Below are 18,179 nucleotides of genomic sequence, written 5' to 3' on the forward strand. Positions count from 1 at the left end.
GGGGGGGGGGGGGGGGGGGGGGGGGGGGGGGGGGGGGCGGGCGGCCGCGGGGCGGCCCGCCCCCCCCCCCCCCCCCCCCCGGGACCGGGGGAGCGGATGTGGGCGCGGTGAGCGACGACGTGCGCCGCACCGTCGAGGCGGTGTGGCGCATCGAGGGCGCGCGTGTCGTGTCCACGGTGGCGCGCATGGTCGGCGACGTCGGCCTCGCCGAAGACCTCGCCCAGGACGCGCTCGCCGACGCCCTCGCGCAGTGGCCGGAGTCGGGCGTCCCGCGCAACGCGGGCGCCTGGCTCACCGCCGTGGCCAAGCGCCGGGCCATCGACACCTGGCGCCGCAGCGAGCGCCTCGACGATCGGTACCGCACCCTGGCCCACGACATGAGCACGGCGGCCGAGCAGGAGTGGGAGCCGATCGAGGACGACGTGCTCAAGCTCGTCTTCGCGGCCTGCCACCCGGTGCTGAGCCGCGAGGCGCAGGTGGCGCTCACCCTGCGCGTCGTCAGCGGTCTCACCACCGAGGAGATCGCGCGGATGTTCCTCGTGCCGGTGCCCACGATGCAGCAGCGCATCGTGCGCGCCAAGAAGACGCTCTCGGCGGCCCGGGTGCCCTTCGCGGTGCCCGAGCCGCACGAGTGGGGGCGGCGGCTGGCGGCGGTGCTGGCCGTGGTCTACCTCGTCTTCACCGAGGGCTACGCCGCGACGTCGGGCGACCGTGTCCTGCGCACGGACCTCGCCGGGGAGGCGCTGCGGCTCGGGCGCATGGTCGCGGCGCTGGCGCCGCGCGAACCGGAGGCGCACGCCCTGGTCGCGCTGATGGAGATCCAGGCGTCGCGCTTCGCGGCCCGGGTGGGGCCTGACGGCGCGCCGGTGCTGCTCGCCGACCAGGACCGCAGCCGGTGGGACCGAGGGCAGATCACGCGCGGGCTCGCGGCCCTCGCGCGGGCTGACGCGTTCGGGCGCGGGCGCGGCCCCTACGGGTTGCAGGCGGCGATCGCGGCCTGCCACGCGCGGGCGGCCGACGTGGCGGACACCGACTGGGAGGAGATCGTCACCCTGTATACGGCGCTGGAGCAGCTCACCAAGAACCCGGTGGTGACGCTGAACCGCGCCGTCGCGGTGTCGATGGCCGCCGACCCGGCCACGGCGCTGCGCATCCTGGACGAGGAGTTGGACGCCAAGCGGCTGGCGGGCTCCTACCTGCTGCCCAGCGCACGCGGCGAACTCCTCGCCCGCCTCGGCCGCCACCAGGAGGCCCGAGAGGAACTGCGCCGCGCGGCCGACCTCGCGGGCAACGAGCGCCAGCGGGCCGTACTGCTGGAGCGCATCGAAGGGCTCGAAGGGCTTGAAGGGCTTGAAGGGCTTGAAGGGCTCAAGGGGTTGGAAGGACCGGACGATCCGGATGGCTCGGAGGAATCGAAAGGTTCGTAGGGAGCGCGGCGGGTGGCCCGGGTGGGTGGTCGTCGGGCCGCTCGGCGATGGTCGGGGTTGCGACGGGGCGCGGCGAAGGCGGCGGCGGCCAGGGTGCGCGGTTGTCGGTTCTCGGGGCGGTTGGCTGAGGTTTCGACGGGGGCGGCGAAGGCGGCGGGTGGGCCGGGTTCGCGTTCATCGCTGATTTGGGCGGATGGCCGAGGTCGCGACGAGGCGGCGAGGGCGGGTGGTGGCCGGGGGCGCGCCTTATCGGGCTGCTCGGCGGGTGGTCGGGGGTGCGACGGGGCGCCGAGGGCGGCGGATGGTCGGGGTGCGCGGGCGCCGGTTCTCGGGGCGGGTGCCTGAGGTTGCGACGAGGGGCGGGCGCGCGTGGTGACGGCGTCGCGGCGGCACGAGGCGCCGGTTCGGTGGGGGTGGGTGAACGGAAGCCGAGTGTCGACGGTATGCAGGCGGTCTTTTTGGGGCCAATGCCTGTTTTGTACTTTCACTCGGCTGTCAGGTGAAGGACTGGGGGTCATCCGGCGGGGCGATTTGACCACATGGTGAGACGCCTTGGGGCTTCTGGGTGCCGGTTTGCCCGCTATGACGGTTTCTGGGGGCGGCGAGGCCCGTCTACCGTTCGATTGCGGCGGCCGTAGCCGCACCTCGTGGTGAAAGAGCCCTTTCTTGTCTCATCATGTGAGATGGGCAGAGGTGTGTGCCCGGCCTGCGTCTTTTGTCCACCCCGGGGTGAGGGGCAGAAGACGGCTGGCGTGGCGTCGACCGCCAAGTCTGATCCCGGTTGACCGGTTGACCGGTTTACCAGTGGCCCGGGTCACCGGGCCTCCCATCCTCAGTCAGAGTCGTGCGGCCCCAGGTTGGTGCGCGCCGTTGCGCCCGCGTTGCCTCCTCTGTCACGCGCGCGCAGAACCGATGGCCGCACGCCTCCGCCCCGCGCCGCCTTCGGTGCCCCGTCGCTGCCTGTGCCACGCGCCCGCAGATCCGTTTGCCGCGCGCCCCGTGCCCCTGCTGTCCTCGCCGCCCCCGTTGCCTCCTTTGTCATGCCGCCGGGTGTGGTGCCCGCGGCCCTGACCACCCGCCGCCCTCGGTGCCCCGTCGCCACCTCCACCCCGCGCCCGGCAGGCCGCTGGCCGCCGCCCCCGGTCCCGCCCTCTCCCCCCGTCCTTGCGGTCCTCCCGCGTGCAACCTGCCGGAAAAAAATAATTAATTAGTATTTATCATTGACGAGACCTGGCCCACAGTGGCATGCTCTCAGCCAGTCAGGACGGCATCCTCCCAGGTGAGGCGGGTGCCTGTACCCCAGGGAGGTCCCCCATGTCTCGATGGCCGCAGCGCCCGCCCGGAGGCGGCCCGGTCCGCGCTCGCGCACACACGGACGCCCGCGCCCGGGAGCGAGGCGAGGGCCGGAGTCAGGGCCAGGACCGGAATCAGGGCCGGGATCACGGCCGGGACCACGGCCGGAGCCGGGGCCGCCTGGGTGTCCGGGCGGTCGCCGCCGTGGCGGCGGTGCTGTGCCTGGTGAGCCTCGCGGGGTGCGCCGGGGGCAGGCTCGGTGAGAACGGGCGCGTCGGCATCGTCTACATGGACGCGCAGGGCTACTACGCCGGGGTCCGCGAGGGGCTGCGCGACCACGCCGAGGAGCAGGGGCGCGGGTTCCAGCTCCTGGAGCTGAACGCCCAGGGCGACGCCTCCGAGGAGAGCACCTTCGTGGACGTCACCTCCTCGGCCGGTGTCGACGCCCTCGTGCTGTCGCCGGTCTCGGCCACCGCCTCCGTCCCGGCGGTGCGGCTGGCCCACGAGAGCGGCATCCCCGTCGTCTGCTACAACACCTGCATCAACGACGAGGCGGCCCGCAAGTACGTCACCTCCTACATCCTGGGCGACCCACACGAGTTCGGCCGCCTGCTCGGCGAGGCCGCCGCCGACCACTTCGAGCGCGAGGGTGTCACCGACCCCGACATCGCCGTCCTCAACTGCGAGTTCGTGGAGGTCTGCGTCCAGCGCCGCGAGGGCTTCGAGGAGGCGCTGTTCGCGCGCCTGCCCGACGCCGAGATCGTCGCCAACCAGCAGGGCGCCACCATCGACGAGGCCGTCGAGGTGGGCGAGCGGGTGCTGACCGCCAACCCCGACGTGGACGCCTTCTACGGCGAGGCGGGCGGGGCCACCATGGGCGCGGTGCGCGCGGTCAACGCCAGCGGGCGCGCCGGCGAGGTCGTCGTCTTCGGCAGCGACATGTCCACCGACGCCGCCCGCGCCCTGGCCGACCACACCGTGCTCAAGGCCAACGTCGACATCTCCGGCCTGGTCGTGGGCCGTATGGCCGGGGAGACGGTCGAGGCCATCATCGCCGGCGACGCCCCCGAGGAGTTCGTCACCGACGCGCCCATCGACCTCTACACCACGCCCGAGGACGGCGCCCGGTGGCTGGAGGAGCACCCGGACGGGATCCCCTAACCGGTCGCGCGCGACCGCCCTCCCGCCCGCACCTCGCCCACGAGTGGAGACACCCATGAGCAGCGACACCCCGTCCTCGCCCGCACCCGACCCCGGTACCGCACCCGACCCCGGTACCGCGCCCGACGCCGGTACCGCGCCCGACGCCGGCGCCGCCGCGAACCCGGGCACCATCCCCGCCCCCACCTCCGCCGTCGTGGCCGCCACCCGCGGCGCGACCAAGACCTACCCGGGCGTGCGCGCCCTGGACGGCGTCGACTTCGAGGTCCGCGCCGGCGAGGTCCGCGCGCTGCTGGGCCGCAACGGCGCCGGTAAATCCACTCTCATCCGCATGCTCTGCGGGGTGGAGACCCCCGATGAGGGCACCGTCGAGATCGGCGGCACGCCGCTGGCCGGCGGCGGGGTCCGCCGCGCCGCCGAACTCGGCGTCGGCACCGTCCACCAGGAGCTGAGCCTGGTGCCCCAGCTCTCGGCGGCCGAGAACCTGTGCCTGGGCGCCTGGCCCACCGCCGGCGGCCGCATCGACCACGCCGCCGTCCGGGCCGGCGCCCGCGAGGCGTTCGCCGAGCTGGGCGTGGACATCGACCCCGACACCCCCGTCGGTGAACTGCCGCTGGCCCAGCAGCAGCTCGTGGAGATCGCGCGGGCGCTGCGCTCGCGCCCCCGGCTGCTCATCCTGGACGAGCCCACCAGCGCCCTGGCCGCCGGCGAGGCCGAGATCGTGCTGTCGGCGGTCACCCGCGTGGCCGGGCGCGGCGTCGGCGTCGTCTACGTCAGCCACCGCCTGGACGAGATCCGCCGGGTCGCCGACACCGTCACCGTCATGCGCGACGGCGCCGTCGTGGAGACCGCGCCGGTGCGCGGCGCCACCACCGCGCGCATCGTCTCGCTCATGCTCGGCCGCGACGAGGCCGAGGAGGCGCGCCGCCCCGCCGGCGCGGTCGACCGCTCGGGCACCCCGCTGCTGTCGGTGCGCGATCTGGCGGTGCCGCCCAAGGTCGACGCGGTCTCCTTCGACCTCTACCCCGGCGAGGTGCTGGGGCTGGCCGGGCTCATGGGTTCGGGCCGCACCGAGGTCCTGCGCGCCCTGGCCGGGTTCGCCCCCTCCACGGGCACCGTCGCCGTGGAGGGCGCCCCCGTGGCCCGCCGCACGCCCCGCGCCATGAAGCGCCTGGGCGTGGGCATCACCCCCGAGGACCGCAAGGGAGAGGGCGTGGTGCCGCTCCTGGGCGTCTCGGAGAACATGGTGCTGACCTGGTTCGGCGGCGCCTCCACCGCCGCGACCGTGCGGCCCTCGCGGGTGGCGGCCATCGGCCGCGGCCTGGTCGAGCGCCTCTCCATCAAGACCGCGCGGCCCGACACCCCCATCGTCAACCTCAGCGGCGGCAACCAGCAGAAGGCCGTCATCGGCCGCTGGCTGCACGCCCGCAGCCGGATCCTGCTGCTGGACGAGCCCACCCGCGGCGTCGACGTCGAGGCCAAGGCCCAGATCTACCGGATCGTGCGGGAGCTGGCCGACCAGGGGGCGGCCGTCGTGTTCGTCTCCAGCGAGCTGGAGGAGCTGCCCCTGGTGTGCGACCGGGTGCTCACCCTGCGCGCGGGCCGGCTGGAGCAGGAGCTGACCGGCGACGACATCACCCTGGACAACATCATGACCGCCGCGATGGCGGCCTGAGGCGAGGTAGCAATGACCACCACCACCGCAGTCCCCGGCGCCGCCGCCCCCGCGCGGCGCGGCCTCGGCCGCTACGGCCGCCGGCTCAACGAGATCGGCCTGCTGGCCGCCATCCTCCTCCTCTACGTCGTGCTCGGCGCCTCCGCCAGCGGCTTTCTGAGCCTGGACAACCAGCTCGGGCTGCTGCGCAACGCCGCGACCATCGGCATCGCCGCCTGGGGCGTGACCCTGGTCATCGTCGCCGGCGAGATCGACATCAGCATCGGCCCGGCCGTGGCCTTCGCCTCGGTGCTGGTCGCCAAGGGCGCCGCCGAGTGGAACCTCGGCGTGGCCGGCGCGATCACCCTCACCCTCCTGCTGGGTGTGGCATGGGGCGCCCTGGCCGGGTGGCTGCGCGCCCGGTTCAACGTGCCCTCCTTCATCACCACGCTGGGCCTGTGGAGCGTCCTGGGCGGGCTCGCCCTGTACATGACCGACGCGCTGCCCGTGCCGCTGCCCGAGAGCGCGGTGTTCGACGTCCTCGGCGGATCGGTCCTGGGCGTGCCCACCTCCGCCCTGGTCATGCTGGTGCTGTTCGCGGTGTTCGCCTACGTCGCCCGCTACACCGCCTACGGGCGCTCGGTCTACGCCATCGGCGGCAACGCCGCCGCCGCCCGCCTGGCCGGGCTCAACGTCACCCGGGTGCGGGTGGTGCTGTTCGCCACCACCGGCCTGCTCGCCGCCGTCACCGGGATCCTGCTGGCCGCCCGCCTGGGCTCGGGCAACGGCGGCGCCGCCGCCGGCCTGGAGTTCGACGTCATCGCGGCCGTGGTGATCGGCGGCACCGCGCTGGCCGGCGGGCGCGGGTCGCTGCTGGGCACGTTCCTGGGGGTGGTGTTCATCAGCGTCATCGCCAACGGGCTGGTGCTGCTGGGGGTCAACCCCTTCTTCCAGGACGTGGTGCGCGGCCTCATCATCGTCGCCGCCGTCCTGGTGAACGTCCTGGTCAACAGCCGCTCGGCCGCCAACCGCCTCACCTGAGCGACGCGCATCAGCAAGAGGCATTCCAGAGAGGGAGGAACCGCGTGAACGCGACCACCACCGCGCCGACGCCCGCGACCATGCGCGGGGTCCGGCTGCCGGGCGACTCCACCGCCGTGGTCGACACCCTGCCCGTGCCCGAGCCCGGCCCCGGCCAGGTGCTGCTGCGGGTGGGCGCCTCGGGCATCTGCGGCAGCGACATCGGGTTCATCTACCACGAGCACAAGACCCACCGCGGGATCGACGGCCCCGCCTACCGGGGCGTCGTCGCCGGCCACGAGCCCTCGGGCACCGTCGTGCAGGCCGGGCCGGGCTGCCGCCGGTTCGGCCCCGGCGACCGGGTGATCGTCTACCACATCGCCGGGTGCGGGCTGTGCGACAACTGCCGCCGCGGCTACATGATCAGCTGCACCGGCCCCTCCCGGGCCGCCTACGGCTGGCAGCGCGACGGCGGCCACGCCCAGTACCTGCTGGCCGAGGAGGCCACCTGCGTCCCGCTGCCCGACGAGCTGTCCTTCGTCGACGGCGCCCTCATCGCCTGCGGGTTCGGCACCGCCTATGAGGGGCTGCGGCGCATCGGCGTCAGCGGCGAGGGCGACCTGCTCGTCGTCGGCCTGGGGCCGGTGGGGCTGGCCGCCGGGATGGTGGGCCGGGGCATGGGCGCCGCCCGCGTCATCGGCGTGGAGCCCTCCGCCCGGCGCCGCGAGTGGGCCGCCGGCCTCGACGTCTTCGACGCCGTGGCCGCCCCCGAGGATGCGGCCGAGACGGTCGCCGCCGCCACCGCCGGGCGCGGCGCCGCCACCGTGATCGACTGCTCGGGCTCGCGCCCCGGGCGCTCCCTGGCGCTGGAGCAGGCCGCCGAGTGGGGGCGGGTGTCGCTGGTGGGCGAGGGCGGCACGCTGGAGACCGAGGTCTCCGACACCCTCCTGCACAAGCAGTTGACCCTCTACGCCTCCTGGGTCACCTCCCTGCCGGCGATGGCCGACCTGGCGCGCAACCTGGTGCGCTGGGGGCTCTCGCCCGAGCGGGTCGTCTCCGACCGCTTCGACCTCGCCGACGCCGACGCCGCCTACCGCCTGGCCGCCGGCGAGAGCCGCGGCAAGGTCGTACTGACCGCCGCGGAGGAGCGGTGACCGGCCGGGTGCGCGTCACGCGCGAGGGCGCCGGGCCCGACGAGCGCGTGGTGCTGGACAACGGCGCGCTGCGCCTGACCGCCGCGCCCGGCCTGGGCGGGCGCGTGCTGTCCCTGCGCCTGGCCGGGCGGGAGTTCCTCTACCGCAACCCGCGCCTGCTCGACGCCGACCTGCGGCGCCGCGAGGGCGTTGTGCTGGAGCCCACCGAGGGGCCGATGAGCGCCTGGAACAACGTCGGCGGCGACAAGACCTGGCCGGCGCCCCAGGGCTGGTCGCACCCCGGCGAGTGGGCCGGGCCGCCCGACCCCGTGCTGGACTCCGGCGCCTATGCCGCCGAGGCCGGCCACGGCGCCGCCGGCGCCGCCGTGCTCACCATGACCAGCGGCGACGACCCCCGCACCGGCCTGCGGCTGACCCGCCGGATCACCCTGGAGCCCGGCGCGCGGGGCTACCGGCTGGAGCTGACCGCGCGCAACACCTCCGCCGCACCCCGCACCTGGGCGCTGTGGAACGTCACCCAGCTCGACGGCGCCGCCGCCCCGGCCGACGGCACCGGCGGCGTCTACGTCGGCGTGCGCGGCGAGGGGCCCCACACCGTGCCGCTGGTGGCCGGCGACGCCAACCCGCGCGTGGTCGAGCACGCGCCCGGCGTGCTGCGGGTGCCCGCCCAGGACGTGGTCGGCAAGGTCGGGTTCCCCACCGCCGAGGGCTGGCTGCGCCACGTCGGCCGCGCCGGCACCCTCACCCAGACCTTCACCGTGGCCCCCGGCACCTACCCCGACCAGGGCTCGCGCGTGGAGGTGTGGCTGGAGTACCCGCTGGAGCGCCCCCTGGAGCACCTGGGCGGGCTGCGGCCCCGCGACCGGGTGGTGGAGTGCGAGGTGCTGGGGCCGCTCACCGACCTGGCACCCGGCGCCCAGACCACACTGAGTATCGCGTTCGACCTCGCGCCCGCGGGGGACTAGCACCGACCGGGAGAGACATGGCACACAAGCGACACGAGGGGGCCGCCGCCGTCGTCACCGGCGCGGCCCAGGGGATCGGCGCGGCCGCCGCCCGCCGCCTGGCCGCCGAGGGCGCCGCGGTGGTCATGACCGACCTGTCCCCGGCGGTGGAGGAGGCGGCCGAGCGCGTGCGCGCGAAGGGCGGGCGCGCGGTCGCGGTGCGCGCCGACGCCGCCGACGAGGCCGACTGGGCGCGCGTCGTCGACACCGCCCGCTCGGCGTTCGGGCCCGTCGGGACGCTGGTCTCCAACGCCTACACCGTGGAGGTCGCCCCCGCCCACGAGACCTCGCCCGCCTCCTGGGAGCGCCAGCTCACGGTCAACCTCACCGGCGCGTTCCTGGGCGTGCGGGCCTGTCTGGACGACCTCACCGCCACCCGCGGCTCGGTGGTGCTGGTGTCGTCGGTGCACGCCTGGTTCGGGCTGCCGGGCCGGCCCGCCTACGCCGCCACCAAGGGCGGCCTCACCGCCCTGGCCCGGCAGTTGGCCGTGGAGTACGGGCCCGACGTGCGGGTCAACTGCGTGCTGCCCGGCCCCGTCCTCACCGCCGCCTGGGACGGGATCGGCGAGGACGACCGCCGCGACAGCGCCGCCCAGACCGCCGCCGGGCGCCTGGGCGACCCCGACGAGGTCGCCGCCGCGGTGGCGTTCCTCGCCTCCGCCGACGCCTCCTACGTCACCGGGGTGAGCCTTCCGGTCGACGGAGGATGGAGTATCTACAAGGCGTCGTCCTGAGGCGCTGGAGAGGAAGGACATGATGGCGGCCTACTCCGAACGCGGGGTCCACGGGCAGATCGTGCAGCTCCTGGGCGAACGCGTGCTCTCCGGCGAGATCGCCGAGGGGGAGACCATCGACCTGGCCGCGCTCAGCACCGACCTGGGCCTGAGCCTCACCGCGATCCGGGAGGCCATCCGGGTCCTGGCCGCCAAGGGGCTGGTCGGGTCCCGGCAGCGCAAGGGCACCTTCGTACGGCCCCGGGCCGACTGGAACCTGCTGGACCCCGACGTCGTCAAGTGGCAGGTCGCCACCGGAGCCGGCGACCTGTTCTTCCGCGACCTCGCAGAGCTGCGCGGCGCCCTGGAGCCCACCGCCGCCCGGCTGGCGGCGCTGCGCCGCACCGACGCCGACGTGGCCGAGCTGCGCGCGGCGGTGCGGGCGATGGCCGACACCCACGCCTCACCCGAGGACGCCGCCGCCAGCGACCTGCGCTGGCACCGCGCCCTGCTCGCGGCCACCCACAACGAGCTGTACACCCGCACCGACATCTTCCTGGCCGCCGGGCTGGTGGAGCGCGACCGCCTGGTGCACGCGGGCGCCCACAAGGACCCCGTGCCCAGCCACACCTCGGTCACCGAGGCCGTCGCGGCGGGCGACGCGGCCGCCGCCGAGACCGCGATGCGCTCGCTGCTGGAGCAGGCCGAGGAGGACCTGTTCCGCGCCACCGGCGACGGCGCCGACGACGAACTGGAGAGACCCGCATGAGGATCACCCGCATCGAGACGTTCCTGGTCCCCCCGCGGTGGCTGCTGTGCCGCGTGGAGACCGACGAGGGCGTCGTCGGGTGGGGCGAACCGGTGGTGGAGGGCCGCGCCGCGACGGTGCGCGCCGCCGTCGAGGAGCTGTCCGACCTGCTCCTGGGCGAGGACCCCACGGCGATCGAGCACCACTGGCAGCGCCTGACCAAGGCCGCCTTCTACCGGGGCGGCCCGGTGCTCTCCAGCGCCGTGGCGGGGCTGGACCAGGCGTTGTGGGACATCGCCGGCAAGCGGCTGGGGGTGCCGGTGTACCGCCTGCTGGGCGGGCCGGTCCGCGACCGGGTGCGCGTCTACGGCTGGGTCGGCGGCGACGACCCCGCGCAGTTGGGCGAGGCCGTGGCCGCGCGGGTGGAGGCGGGGTTGACGGCGGTGAAGATGAACGCCGCCGGGGTGGTGAGCCGCTCGCCCACCGCCCGCGAGATCGACGCCGTGGTGGACCGGCTGGCCCAGGTCCGGGCGGTGCTGGGCGAGGACCGCGACGTGGCCGTGGACTTCCACGGCCGGTTCAACGCCGCCGCCGCGCGCCGCGTGCTGCCGCTGCTGGAGCCGCTGCGGCCCATGTTCGTGGAGGAGCCGGTGCTGCCGGAGTACGGCCACCTCCTCGCCGACGTGGTGCGCTCCAGCCCGGTGCCCATCGCCACCGGCGAGCGCCTGTACTCGCGCGGCGACTTCCTGCCCGCCCTCCAGGCCGGGATCGCGGTGGCCCAGCCCGACCTCTCCCACGCCGGCGGCATCTCCGAGGTGCGCCGGATCGCGGCGCTGGCCGAGACCTACGACACCCTGCTGGCCCCGCACTGCCCGCTGGGCCCGGTGGCGCTGGCCGCCAGCCTCCAGGTCGCGTTCGCCACCCCCAACTTCCTCATCCAGGAGCAGAGCATCGGCATCCACTACAACCAGGACGCCGAACTGCTCGACTACGTCGTGGACACCGGGGTGTTCGCCTTCCCCGACGGCCACATGCGGCGCGGCGAGGCGCCGGGCCTGGGCATCGAGGTGGACGAGGCCGCGGTGCGCGCGGCCGACCGGGCGGGGCACCGCTGGCGCCCTCCGGTGTGGAGCCACGACGACGGATCGTTCGCCGAATGGTAGGCAAATGGTAGGGACAGGAGCACACGCGGTGGAGACACCCCCCGAGACCTGGACACCGGACCGGTTCGACCTGGGCGAGGGGCTGCGGTGGACCCGCGCCGGCCTGCTGGGGGTCGACATCCTCGCGGGCCGGCTGTTCGCCCTGGACCCCGCCCGGCCCGGACCGGTCCGCACGCTGGCGCAAATCGACGTCCCCCTGGGCGCGGTCGCCCCCGTGCGCGGGGCCGAGGACACCTACGTCGCCGCCGCCGGCACCGGGGTGGCCCTGCTGACCGTGCGCGAGGGCCGCGCCCCCGGCGTGGAGTGGCTGGCGCGCCCCGAGGAGGGCGCCCCCACCGCCATGCGCATGAACGACGGCTGCTGCGACCCCGCCGGGCGCTTCTGGGCGGGGTCCATGGCCTACGACGGCACCCCCGGCGCGGGCGCGCTGTACCGGGCCGACCCCGACGGCGCCGTGCACCGCGTGCTGGAGGGCTACACCATCCCCAACGGCCCGGCGTTCTCCCCCGACGGTCGGCTGATGTACCTGGCCGACAGCGCCGAGGGCCGGATCGACGTGTTCGCTGTCGACGCCGAGGGCCGGCCGGGCGGCCGCCGCGTGTTCGCCCGCCTGGCCGAGGGCAGCCCCGACGGCATGCAGGTCGACGACGCCGGGCACCTGTGGACGGCCGTGTGGGGCACCGGGCGCGTGCACCGCTACACCCCCGAGGGCGCCCTGGACCGCGTGGTGCGCCTGCCCGCCGCCCAGCCGGCGAGCGTGTGCGTGGTGGGGGAGGACCGGCCGCACCTGTTCGTCGCCACCGCGGCGATCGGGCTGGAGGCGCCCGGACGGGCTGACGGCGCGGTGTTCCGCGCGGCCGCCGACGCGCCCGCCCGCCCCGCCGCGGAGTTCGGGGGCGCGGCGTGAGCGGGCCGGTGGTGTGCGTGGGCGAGACGATGGCGCTGCTGGTGCCCGCCGACCCGGTGCCGCTGGAGTCGGCGCCGCGCCTGGCCCTCACGGCGGCCGGGGCGGAGTCCAACGTCGCCTGCACGCTGGCCGGGCTGGGGCACGGCGCGGCCTGGCTGAGCGCGGTGGGCGACGACCCCTTCGGCCGGGTGGTGCTGCGCGCGGTCGCCGGGCGCGGCGTGGACGTGTCGGCGGTGCGCACCGACCCCGACCGCCCCACCGGCCTCTTCGCCAAGGACCCCGCGCCGCAGGGGAGCACCGTGCACTACTACCGGGCCGGCTCGGCCGCCTCGGCGCTGGGCCCCGAGGCCGCCGACGACCCGCTGGTGCGCGGGGCGGCGGGCGTGCACCTGTCGGGGATCACGCCGGCGCTGTCGCCGGAGTGCGACGCGCTCGCCGAGCGGCTGCTCACCGACCCCGCGCTTGTGGTGAGCTTCGACGTCAACCACCGGCCCCGGCTGTGGCCGCCGGGGCGGGCGGCGGCGCGGCTGCTGGAGCTGGCGCGGCTGGCCGACGTGGTCCTGGTCGGCCGCGACGAGGCCGAGGCGCTGTGGGGCACGGCGACCGCCGAGGAGGTCCGCGCCCTGCTGCCCGACGTGCCGCGCCTGGTGGTCAAGGACGCCGAGCACGGCGCGACCGAGTTCGCCGAGGGCCGCACGCACGTGCCCTCGCCGGTGGTGGAGGTGGTGGAACCGGTCGGCGCGGGCGACGCCTTCGCCGCCGGGTACCTCGCGGGCGGGCTGCGCGGCCTGGACGCGGCGGGCCGGCTGCGCCTGGGGCACCTGTGCGCCGCCCGGGTGCTGCGCGAACTGGGCGACCTGGCCCCGCCGCCGCAGGCGGGGGAGTGGGACGCGGCGCTGCACGCGCCGGAGGAGCGCTGGGTGGAGCTGGCGTCGGCCCGGTCAGTGAGCGGGCGGGTCAGTGAGTGAGCGAGTCAGGGAGTGCGCGGGGGAGCGGGGGCGGAAAGTGCGTGAGCGAGAGAGGGAGCACCGGATGAGCAGCGGCAACGACAGCGGCAGCGGCCTGGACCGGCTGTTCGAGGGCCACCGGGTGATGGCCATCCTGCGCGGCCTGTCCCCCGAGGACACTGTCGCGGTGGCCACCCGGGCGTGGGACCTGGGCATCACCGTGGTGGAGGTGCCCGCGCGCGACCCCGGCGGCCTGGAGGCGATGCGCGCGGCGGTGCGGGCGGGCGCGGAGCGGGGGCTGCGGGTGGGCGCGGGCACCGTCGTGGACGTCGACCAGGTCCGCGCGGTCGCGCGGGCGGGCGCGGCGTTCACCGTGGCCCCCGGCTTCGACCCCGAGGTCATGGTGGCCTCGGAGGAGGCGGGCATGCCCCACCTGCCCGGCGTGGCCACCCCCTCGGAGGTCCAGGCCGTCCTGCGCGCGGGCGGGCACTGGGTGAAGGCGTTCCCCGCGTCGGTCCTCGGCCCGGCCTGGATCCAGGCTCTTCACGGCCCGTTCCCCGACGTCCGCGTGGTGGCCACCGGAGGCGTCGACGCCCGCAACGCCCCGGCCTTCCTCCAGGCCGGAGCCGCCCTGGTCGCCGTGGGCTCGGCCCTCAGCGACCCCGACCAGATCCCGGCCTTGAAGGACCTGTAGGCGGGGCGGGGGCGAGAGTCCTCGCCCTCCAGAGCACGAGACCAACGGATCTCGGGGCGCGTGGTGCAGGCCGTAACAGGGCAGCGAGGGCGGCTGGGGTGGCGGGCGTGCGGCCACCCATGCCGCCCTCGCCGCACCTCGGTCATCTCCTCGGTCATCCGCCCCGATCTGCGGCGACCGCACTCCGGGACCATCCACCGCCCGTGGCGTCCCGCCGACCCCTGACTGCCCCCTCCGGCCCCGCTTGTGGCGTTTGGAGCTGGTTAGATTAGCCTGCACTAACCTTCACTTTCGGTTCGGGCGAGCGGAACCCGCCCCACCCCCTCCACGGGCGGCGGGTGGCTTGCGGTGCCCGGGCGCGGTGGGGGAGGCGGCGGCGAGTAGGGGAGTAGGGAGAGGGACGCGATGGCAGGTCGGACGAGGCGGCCCTGGGCGCGGGTGCCGGAGGAGCCGGTGCCGGTGGAGCTGCCGCCGACAGGGCCGGAGCAGACACCCCGGCGCTTCACCATCGGGGTCATCCTCGCGGCCAAGCGCTACACCCTCCCCGCCGCCGGGCTCATCGTGCTCTGGCAGTTGGGCGAGGCGCTGGTGCCCGTCCTCATGGGCGTGGCGATCGACCGGGCCATCGGCGGGGCCGACCCCGTCGAGTTGGTCCTGTGGATCGGGGTGCTGGTCCTCAACTACCTCATGTTCATGCTGTCCTTCCAGTTCGGCTCCCGCATCGGGCTCTTCGGGATGCAGGCGGTCCAGCACCGGCTGCGCACGGCCGTGTCCGAGCGCCTGCTGGACCCCGGCGGCCTCGAAGGCGCCGCGCGGCTGCCCGGCGTCGGGCTGTCCGTGGCCTCCTCCGACGTCTCGCGCCTGGCCATGGCCGTCGCGATCGCGGTCTACCCCCTCGGGGAGTTCGCGGCGATCATCTTCGGCGGGGTCGTCCTCTTCACGCTCTCCTGGCCGCTGGGGCTGGCCGTGTTCGTCGGCGCCCCGGCGATGATCCTGCTCATCGACCGCGCGGGCGGGACCCTGCGGCGGCGGTCGGGCCGCGAGCAGGCGCTCGCCGCGTCGGCGGCGGGCAAGGCCGCCGACCTCATGGCGGGCTACCGGATCGTCACGGGACTGCGCGCCGGACCGGAGGCGGCGGCGCGCTACCGGCGGTCCTCGCGCGACGCACTCCAGGCCACCCTGCACGCGAAGTCCGCCCAGGGGGTCCTGCTCGGCTCGATGAACGCCGCCACCGGCGTGTTCCTCGCCGCGATCACCCTCACCGCCGGGTGGCAGGCGCTGTCCGGCTCCCTGAGCGTGGGCGCGCTCATCACCGTCGTGGGCCTCGCACAGTTCCTCGTCGGGCCGATGACCATGGTCGCGACCAACTTCGGCACCATCTGGGCGTCGGCGACCGCCTCGGCCGAGCGCGTTCTCGACGTCCTGCGCTCCCCGAAGCCCTACGAGCGGCCCGCCGCGTCCGCAGCCTTCGCCAACGGCACCACCGAAGCCGCCCCCGCCCCCGGCCACGGCGCGATCGGCACCGCACCCGGGGCCGGGCAGCCGACCGGCGGGGACACCGCCGCCGACGGCGACGCGGACACCGACGGCCGCCACCCCACCGACCCCGAACCCCTCGACCTCGATCCCGACCACCTCCACCTCGACCTCGATCTCACCCTCGGCGCGGCGGCCCTGCGCGACCGCGTCGCCCCCGGCGAGTGCGTGGCGGTGCCCGTTGACGGCACGCAGGCGGCCGAACTCGTGGCGGTGCTGTCCGGCCGCGCCGAGCCCGGGGGAGGGGAAGGCGTGCGGCTCGCGGGCCGCGCCCTCGCCGACGCGCCACCCGGAACCCTCCTCGTGGCGCCCCACGCCGCCGACCTCTTCGACGGCACCGTCCTGGACAACGTCGCGGTCGGCGGCGCGGACACCGACCGCGCCCTGGCGGCGCTGGAGGACGCCGGTTGCGCGGAGTTCCTCCGCGCCATGCCCGAGGACGTGCACACCGCCGTCGGCGAGGGCGGGCGCCGCCTCTCCGGCGGGCAGCGCCAGCGGGTGGCGCTGGCCCGGGCGCTCGCCCAGGACACCCCCGTCCTCGTGCTGCACGACCCCACCACGGCGGTCGACTCGGTGACCGAGCAGGCGGTGGCCGCGCGGCTGCGCACGTGCCGGCAGGGCCGCACCACGGTTCTGCTCACCCGCTCGCCCGCGCTGCTGGCGGCCGCCGACCGGGTGCTGCGGCTCGGCAGCGCCCAAGAGACCCAAGAGACCCAAGAGACCCAAGAGCCGCAGGCGGCACAAGGCCACGAGTACACCGACGCCCCCGGCACCGGCACCCCCACCACCGCCACCACCCCCACCACCGCCTCGACCGCCACCACCGCCCAGGGAGGCACGCGATGACCGCGCGCGACAGCGACACGGCCGCCGAAGCGGGAGCGTCCCGCGCGGGGCGGCGGCTGCCCGTCGCCGACGCCCGCCAGGTCGCCCGCGCGGTGCGCGCGGCGCTGGGCGGGCGGTGGTGGTCGCTGGCCGGTGTGGTCGCCATTCTCACGGCGGGAGCGGCCGCCGACCTCATCGCTCCGGCCGCGCTCGGCGGGCTGGTCGACGCCGTGGAGTCCGGCGAGACGGGCACCGCCTGGCTGTGGACCCTGGGCGCGGCCATGGTCGGCGGCGCCCTGGTCGGCGCCGTCCTGACGGCCGTCGGCGTGGTGACGGCCTCCCGCCTGTACGAGACGGTCATCGCCCAATTGCGCGAGCGCATGGTCGCCCGCGCGTTCGAGCTGCCGCAGGGCATGGTCGAGGAGGCGGGCAGCGGCGACCTGGTCTCGCGCGCCACCGACGACGTCGCCGAGATCTCCCAGGCCGCGCCGCGCATCGTGCCCGCGCTGACCAGTTCGCTCTTCACCATCGCCGTGACGCTGGTCGGCATCGCGGTCGTGGACTACCGCTACGCGCTGGCGGTCGCGGTGATCGTGCCCATCCACGTGTTCGCCGTGCGCTGGTACCTGCGCAACGCCCCGCAGGTGTACACGGCGCAGCGCGCCGCCATGGCCGAGCGCGCCCACCACCTGCTGACCTCCCTCCACGGGATCGACACCGTGCACGCCTACCGGTTGCAGGACCGCCACAACGCCCGCATCGCGCGGGCGTCGTGGCAGGTGGTGGGGTGGGAACTGCGGGCCCGCGTCGTGCAGAACCGGTTCTTCGGGCGGCTCAACGTGGCGGAGTTCCTCGGCATGACGGGGCTGCTGGTCGTGGGCTACCTGCTGGTGACCAACGACCTGGGCACCCTGGGCGGCGCGACGACGGCGATCATGTTCTTCATCCGGCTGTTCAACCCGATCAACAGCCTGCTCATCGTCATCGACGACATGCAGTCGGCGCTGGCATCCCTGGCGCGGATCGTCGGGGTCATCGACGCCACGCCCGAACCCCAGGAGCCGGGGCACGACGCGGTCAGCGCGCCCGGCGACGCGGACGACCGGGAGGACGCCGCGGACAACGGGGAGGACGACGCCGTCAGCGCGCTGGCGGACGCCGGCGCTCCGCCCGTCCTGGCCCTGCGGGACGTCGCGTTCCACTACGACCCCGACCGCCCGGTCCTCAACGGGGTGAGCCTGGAGATCGGCCGCACCGAGACGGTCGCGCTCGTCGGGCCCTCCGGCGCGGGCAAGAGCACCGTCGCCGCACTGGCGGCCGGCGTGCACGAGCCGACGGCGGGCTCGGTCCGCCGCCCTCCGGCGGCGGAGGGGCGCGACCGCGACCTGGTCCTCATCACCCAGGAGGTGCACGTCTTCGCCGCGACCCTGCGCGAGAACCTCACCCTGGCGGCCCCTTCGGCCGACGACGAGCAGGTCAGGGCGGCGCTCGCCACGGTCGGCGCCGACGGCCTCCTGGCCCGCCTTCCCGAAGGACTCGACACCGTGGTCGGCACCGAGGGGCACAGCCTGACACCGGCCGAGGCCCAACTGCTGGCCCTGGCCAGGATGGTCCTCGCCGACCCGGCCGTGGCCATCCTCGACGAGGCCACCGCCGAGGCGGGGTCCGCCCACGCCGGCACCCTCGACAGCGCCACGGCGGCGGCCCTGTCGGGCCGAGCCGGCCTCGTGGTCGCCCACCGCCTGGACCAGGCCAAAGCCTGCGACCGCATCCTCGTCATCGAGTCCGGCCGCATCATCGAGGAGGGCAGCCACACCGACCTCCGCGCCCTCGGCGGCACCTACGCCGCCCTCTGGGAGGCCTGGAGCCGCCAGACCGCGCCGCGTTAGCGGACGGCGGCCGCCCAACACCCCCGATCCCCGACTCCGCCTCC

Annotated in this window: 14 protein-coding genes; all 14 read left to right on the forward strand. The window is 75.6% G+C overall.

Features of this window, described 5'->3' with window-relative positions:
* Positions 1 to 107 precede the first annotated feature (107 nt).
* Positions 108 to 1,427: an RNA polymerase sigma factor gene (locus LG943_RS08935; RefSeq protein ID WP_270071749.1), complete on the forward strand. Its 1,320-nt coding sequence runs from the start codon at positions 108 to 110 to the stop codon at positions 1,425 to 1,427.
* Positions 1,428 to 2,924: 1,497 nt separating this feature from the next.
* Positions 2,925 to 3,881 carry a substrate-binding domain-containing protein gene (locus tag LG943_RS08940; RefSeq protein WP_270071750.1) on the forward strand — a complete coding sequence of 319 codons (957 nt, stop codon included), beginning with the start codon at positions 2,925 to 2,927 and terminating at the stop codon, positions 3,879 to 3,881.
* Positions 3,882 to 3,936: 55 nt separating this feature from the next.
* On the forward strand, positions 3,937 to 5,556 hold the full coding sequence (locus LG943_RS08945) for a sugar ABC transporter ATP-binding protein (protein ID WP_270071751.1): 1,620 nt from the start codon (positions 3,937 to 3,939) through the stop codon (positions 5,554 to 5,556).
* Between the two features lie 12 nt (positions 5,557 to 5,568).
* Positions 5,569 to 6,576, forward strand: coding sequence for an ABC transporter permease (locus tag LG943_RS08950; protein WP_270071752.1), 1,008 nt, complete (start codon positions 5,569 to 5,571; stop codon positions 6,574 to 6,576).
* A 44-nt stretch (positions 6,577 to 6,620) separates the two neighbouring features.
* Positions 6,621 to 7,709, forward strand: coding sequence for a zinc-dependent alcohol dehydrogenase family protein (locus tag LG943_RS08955; protein ID WP_270071753.1), 1,089 nt, complete (start codon positions 6,621 to 6,623; stop codon positions 7,707 to 7,709).
* The gene (locus tag LG943_RS08960; RefSeq protein WP_270071754.1) at positions 7,706 to 8,674 is read left to right on the forward strand and encodes a DUF4380 domain-containing protein; all 969 of its coding nucleotides are present in this window, start codon (positions 7,706 to 7,708) and stop codon (positions 8,672 to 8,674) included. Before LG943_RS08955 ends, LG943_RS08960 begins: the two co-directional genes overlap by 4 nt.
* A gap of 17 nt (positions 8,675 to 8,691) precedes the next feature.
* On the forward strand, positions 8,692 to 9,447 hold the full coding sequence (locus LG943_RS08965; protein WP_270071755.1) for an SDR family NAD(P)-dependent oxidoreductase: 756 nt from the start codon (positions 8,692 to 8,694) through the stop codon (positions 9,445 to 9,447).
* A gap of 22 nt (positions 9,448 to 9,469) precedes the next feature.
* Entirely contained in the window at positions 9,470 to 10,195 is a 726-nt protein-coding gene (locus LG943_RS08970) for a FadR/GntR family transcriptional regulator (protein ID WP_270071756.1), read from the forward strand.
* Complete coding sequence (gene dgoD, locus LG943_RS08975) at positions 10,192 to 11,337, forward strand: galactonate dehydratase (protein ID WP_270071757.1); 1,146 nt, start codon at positions 10,192 to 10,194, stop codon at positions 11,335 to 11,337. Before LG943_RS08970 ends, dgoD begins: the two co-directional genes overlap by 4 nt.
* 28 nt (positions 11,338 to 11,365) lie before the next feature.
* On the forward strand, positions 11,366 to 12,244 hold the full coding sequence (locus LG943_RS08980) for an SMP-30/gluconolactonase/LRE family protein (protein WP_270071758.1): 879 nt from the start codon (positions 11,366 to 11,368) through the stop codon (positions 12,242 to 12,244).
* Positions 12,241 to 13,212 carry a sugar kinase gene (locus tag LG943_RS08985; protein ID WP_270071759.1) on the forward strand — a complete coding sequence of 324 codons (972 nt, stop codon included), beginning with the start codon at positions 12,241 to 12,243 and terminating at the stop codon, positions 13,210 to 13,212. The genes LG943_RS08980 and LG943_RS08985 overlap by 4 nt, the downstream gene beginning before the upstream one ends.
* A gap of 64 nt (positions 13,213 to 13,276) precedes the next feature.
* Positions 13,277 to 13,885, forward strand: coding sequence for a bifunctional 4-hydroxy-2-oxoglutarate aldolase/2-dehydro-3-deoxy-phosphogluconate aldolase (locus tag LG943_RS08990; RefSeq protein ID WP_270071760.1), 609 nt, complete (start codon positions 13,277 to 13,279; stop codon positions 13,883 to 13,885).
* A 405-nt stretch (positions 13,886 to 14,290) separates the two neighbouring features.
* Positions 14,291 to 16,267 carry an ABC transporter transmembrane domain-containing protein gene (locus LG943_RS08995; RefSeq protein WP_270071761.1) on the forward strand — a complete coding sequence of 659 codons (1,977 nt, stop codon included), beginning with the start codon at positions 14,291 to 14,293 and terminating at the stop codon, positions 16,265 to 16,267.
* Positions 16,264 to 18,135 carry an ABC transporter ATP-binding protein gene (locus LG943_RS09000; RefSeq protein ID WP_270071762.1) on the forward strand — a complete coding sequence of 624 codons (1,872 nt, stop codon included), beginning with the start codon at positions 16,264 to 16,266 and terminating at the stop codon, positions 18,133 to 18,135. The genes LG943_RS08995 and LG943_RS09000 overlap by 4 nt, the downstream gene beginning before the upstream one ends.
* Positions 18,136 to 18,179 lie beyond the last annotated feature (44 nt).

The organism is Streptomonospora mangrovi (genome assembly GCF_027604915.1).
GTDB classification, from domain to species: domain Bacteria; phylum Actinomycetota; class Actinomycetes; order Streptosporangiales; family Streptosporangiaceae; genus Streptomonospora; species Streptomonospora mangrovi.

What these genes read in the sequence shown, in the direction of transcription:
- LG943_RS08945 (WP_270071751.1), top strand. Translation starts at nt 3,937, where the DNA reads ATGAGCAGCGACACCCCGTCCTCGCCCGCACCCGACCCCGGTACCGCA.
- LG943_RS08950 (WP_270071752.1), top strand. Translation starts at nt 5,569, where the DNA reads ATGACCACCACCACCGCAGTCCCCGGCGCCGCCGCCCCCGCGCGGCGC.
- LG943_RS08965 (WP_270071755.1), top strand. Translation starts at nt 8,692, where the DNA reads ATGGCACACAAGCGACACGAGGGGGCCGCCGCCGTCGTCACCGGCGCG.
- LG943_RS08970 (WP_270071756.1), top strand. Translation starts at nt 9,470, where the DNA reads ATGGCGGCCTACTCCGAACGCGGGGTCCACGGGCAGATCGTGCAGCTC.
- dgoD (WP_270071757.1), top strand. Translation starts at nt 10,192, where the DNA reads ATGAGGATCACCCGCATCGAGACGTTCCTGGTCCCCCCGCGGTGGCTG.
- LG943_RS08990 (WP_270071760.1), top strand. Translation starts at nt 13,277, where the DNA reads ATGAGCAGCGGCAACGACAGCGGCAGCGGCCTGGACCGGCTGTTCGAG.
- LG943_RS08995 (WP_270071761.1), top strand. Translation starts at nt 14,291, where the DNA reads ATGGCAGGTCGGACGAGGCGGCCCTGGGCGCGGGTGCCGGAGGAGCCG.
- LG943_RS09000 (WP_270071762.1), top strand. Translation starts at nt 16,264, where the DNA reads ATGACCGCGCGCGACAGCGACACGGCCGCCGAAGCGGGAGCGTCCCGC.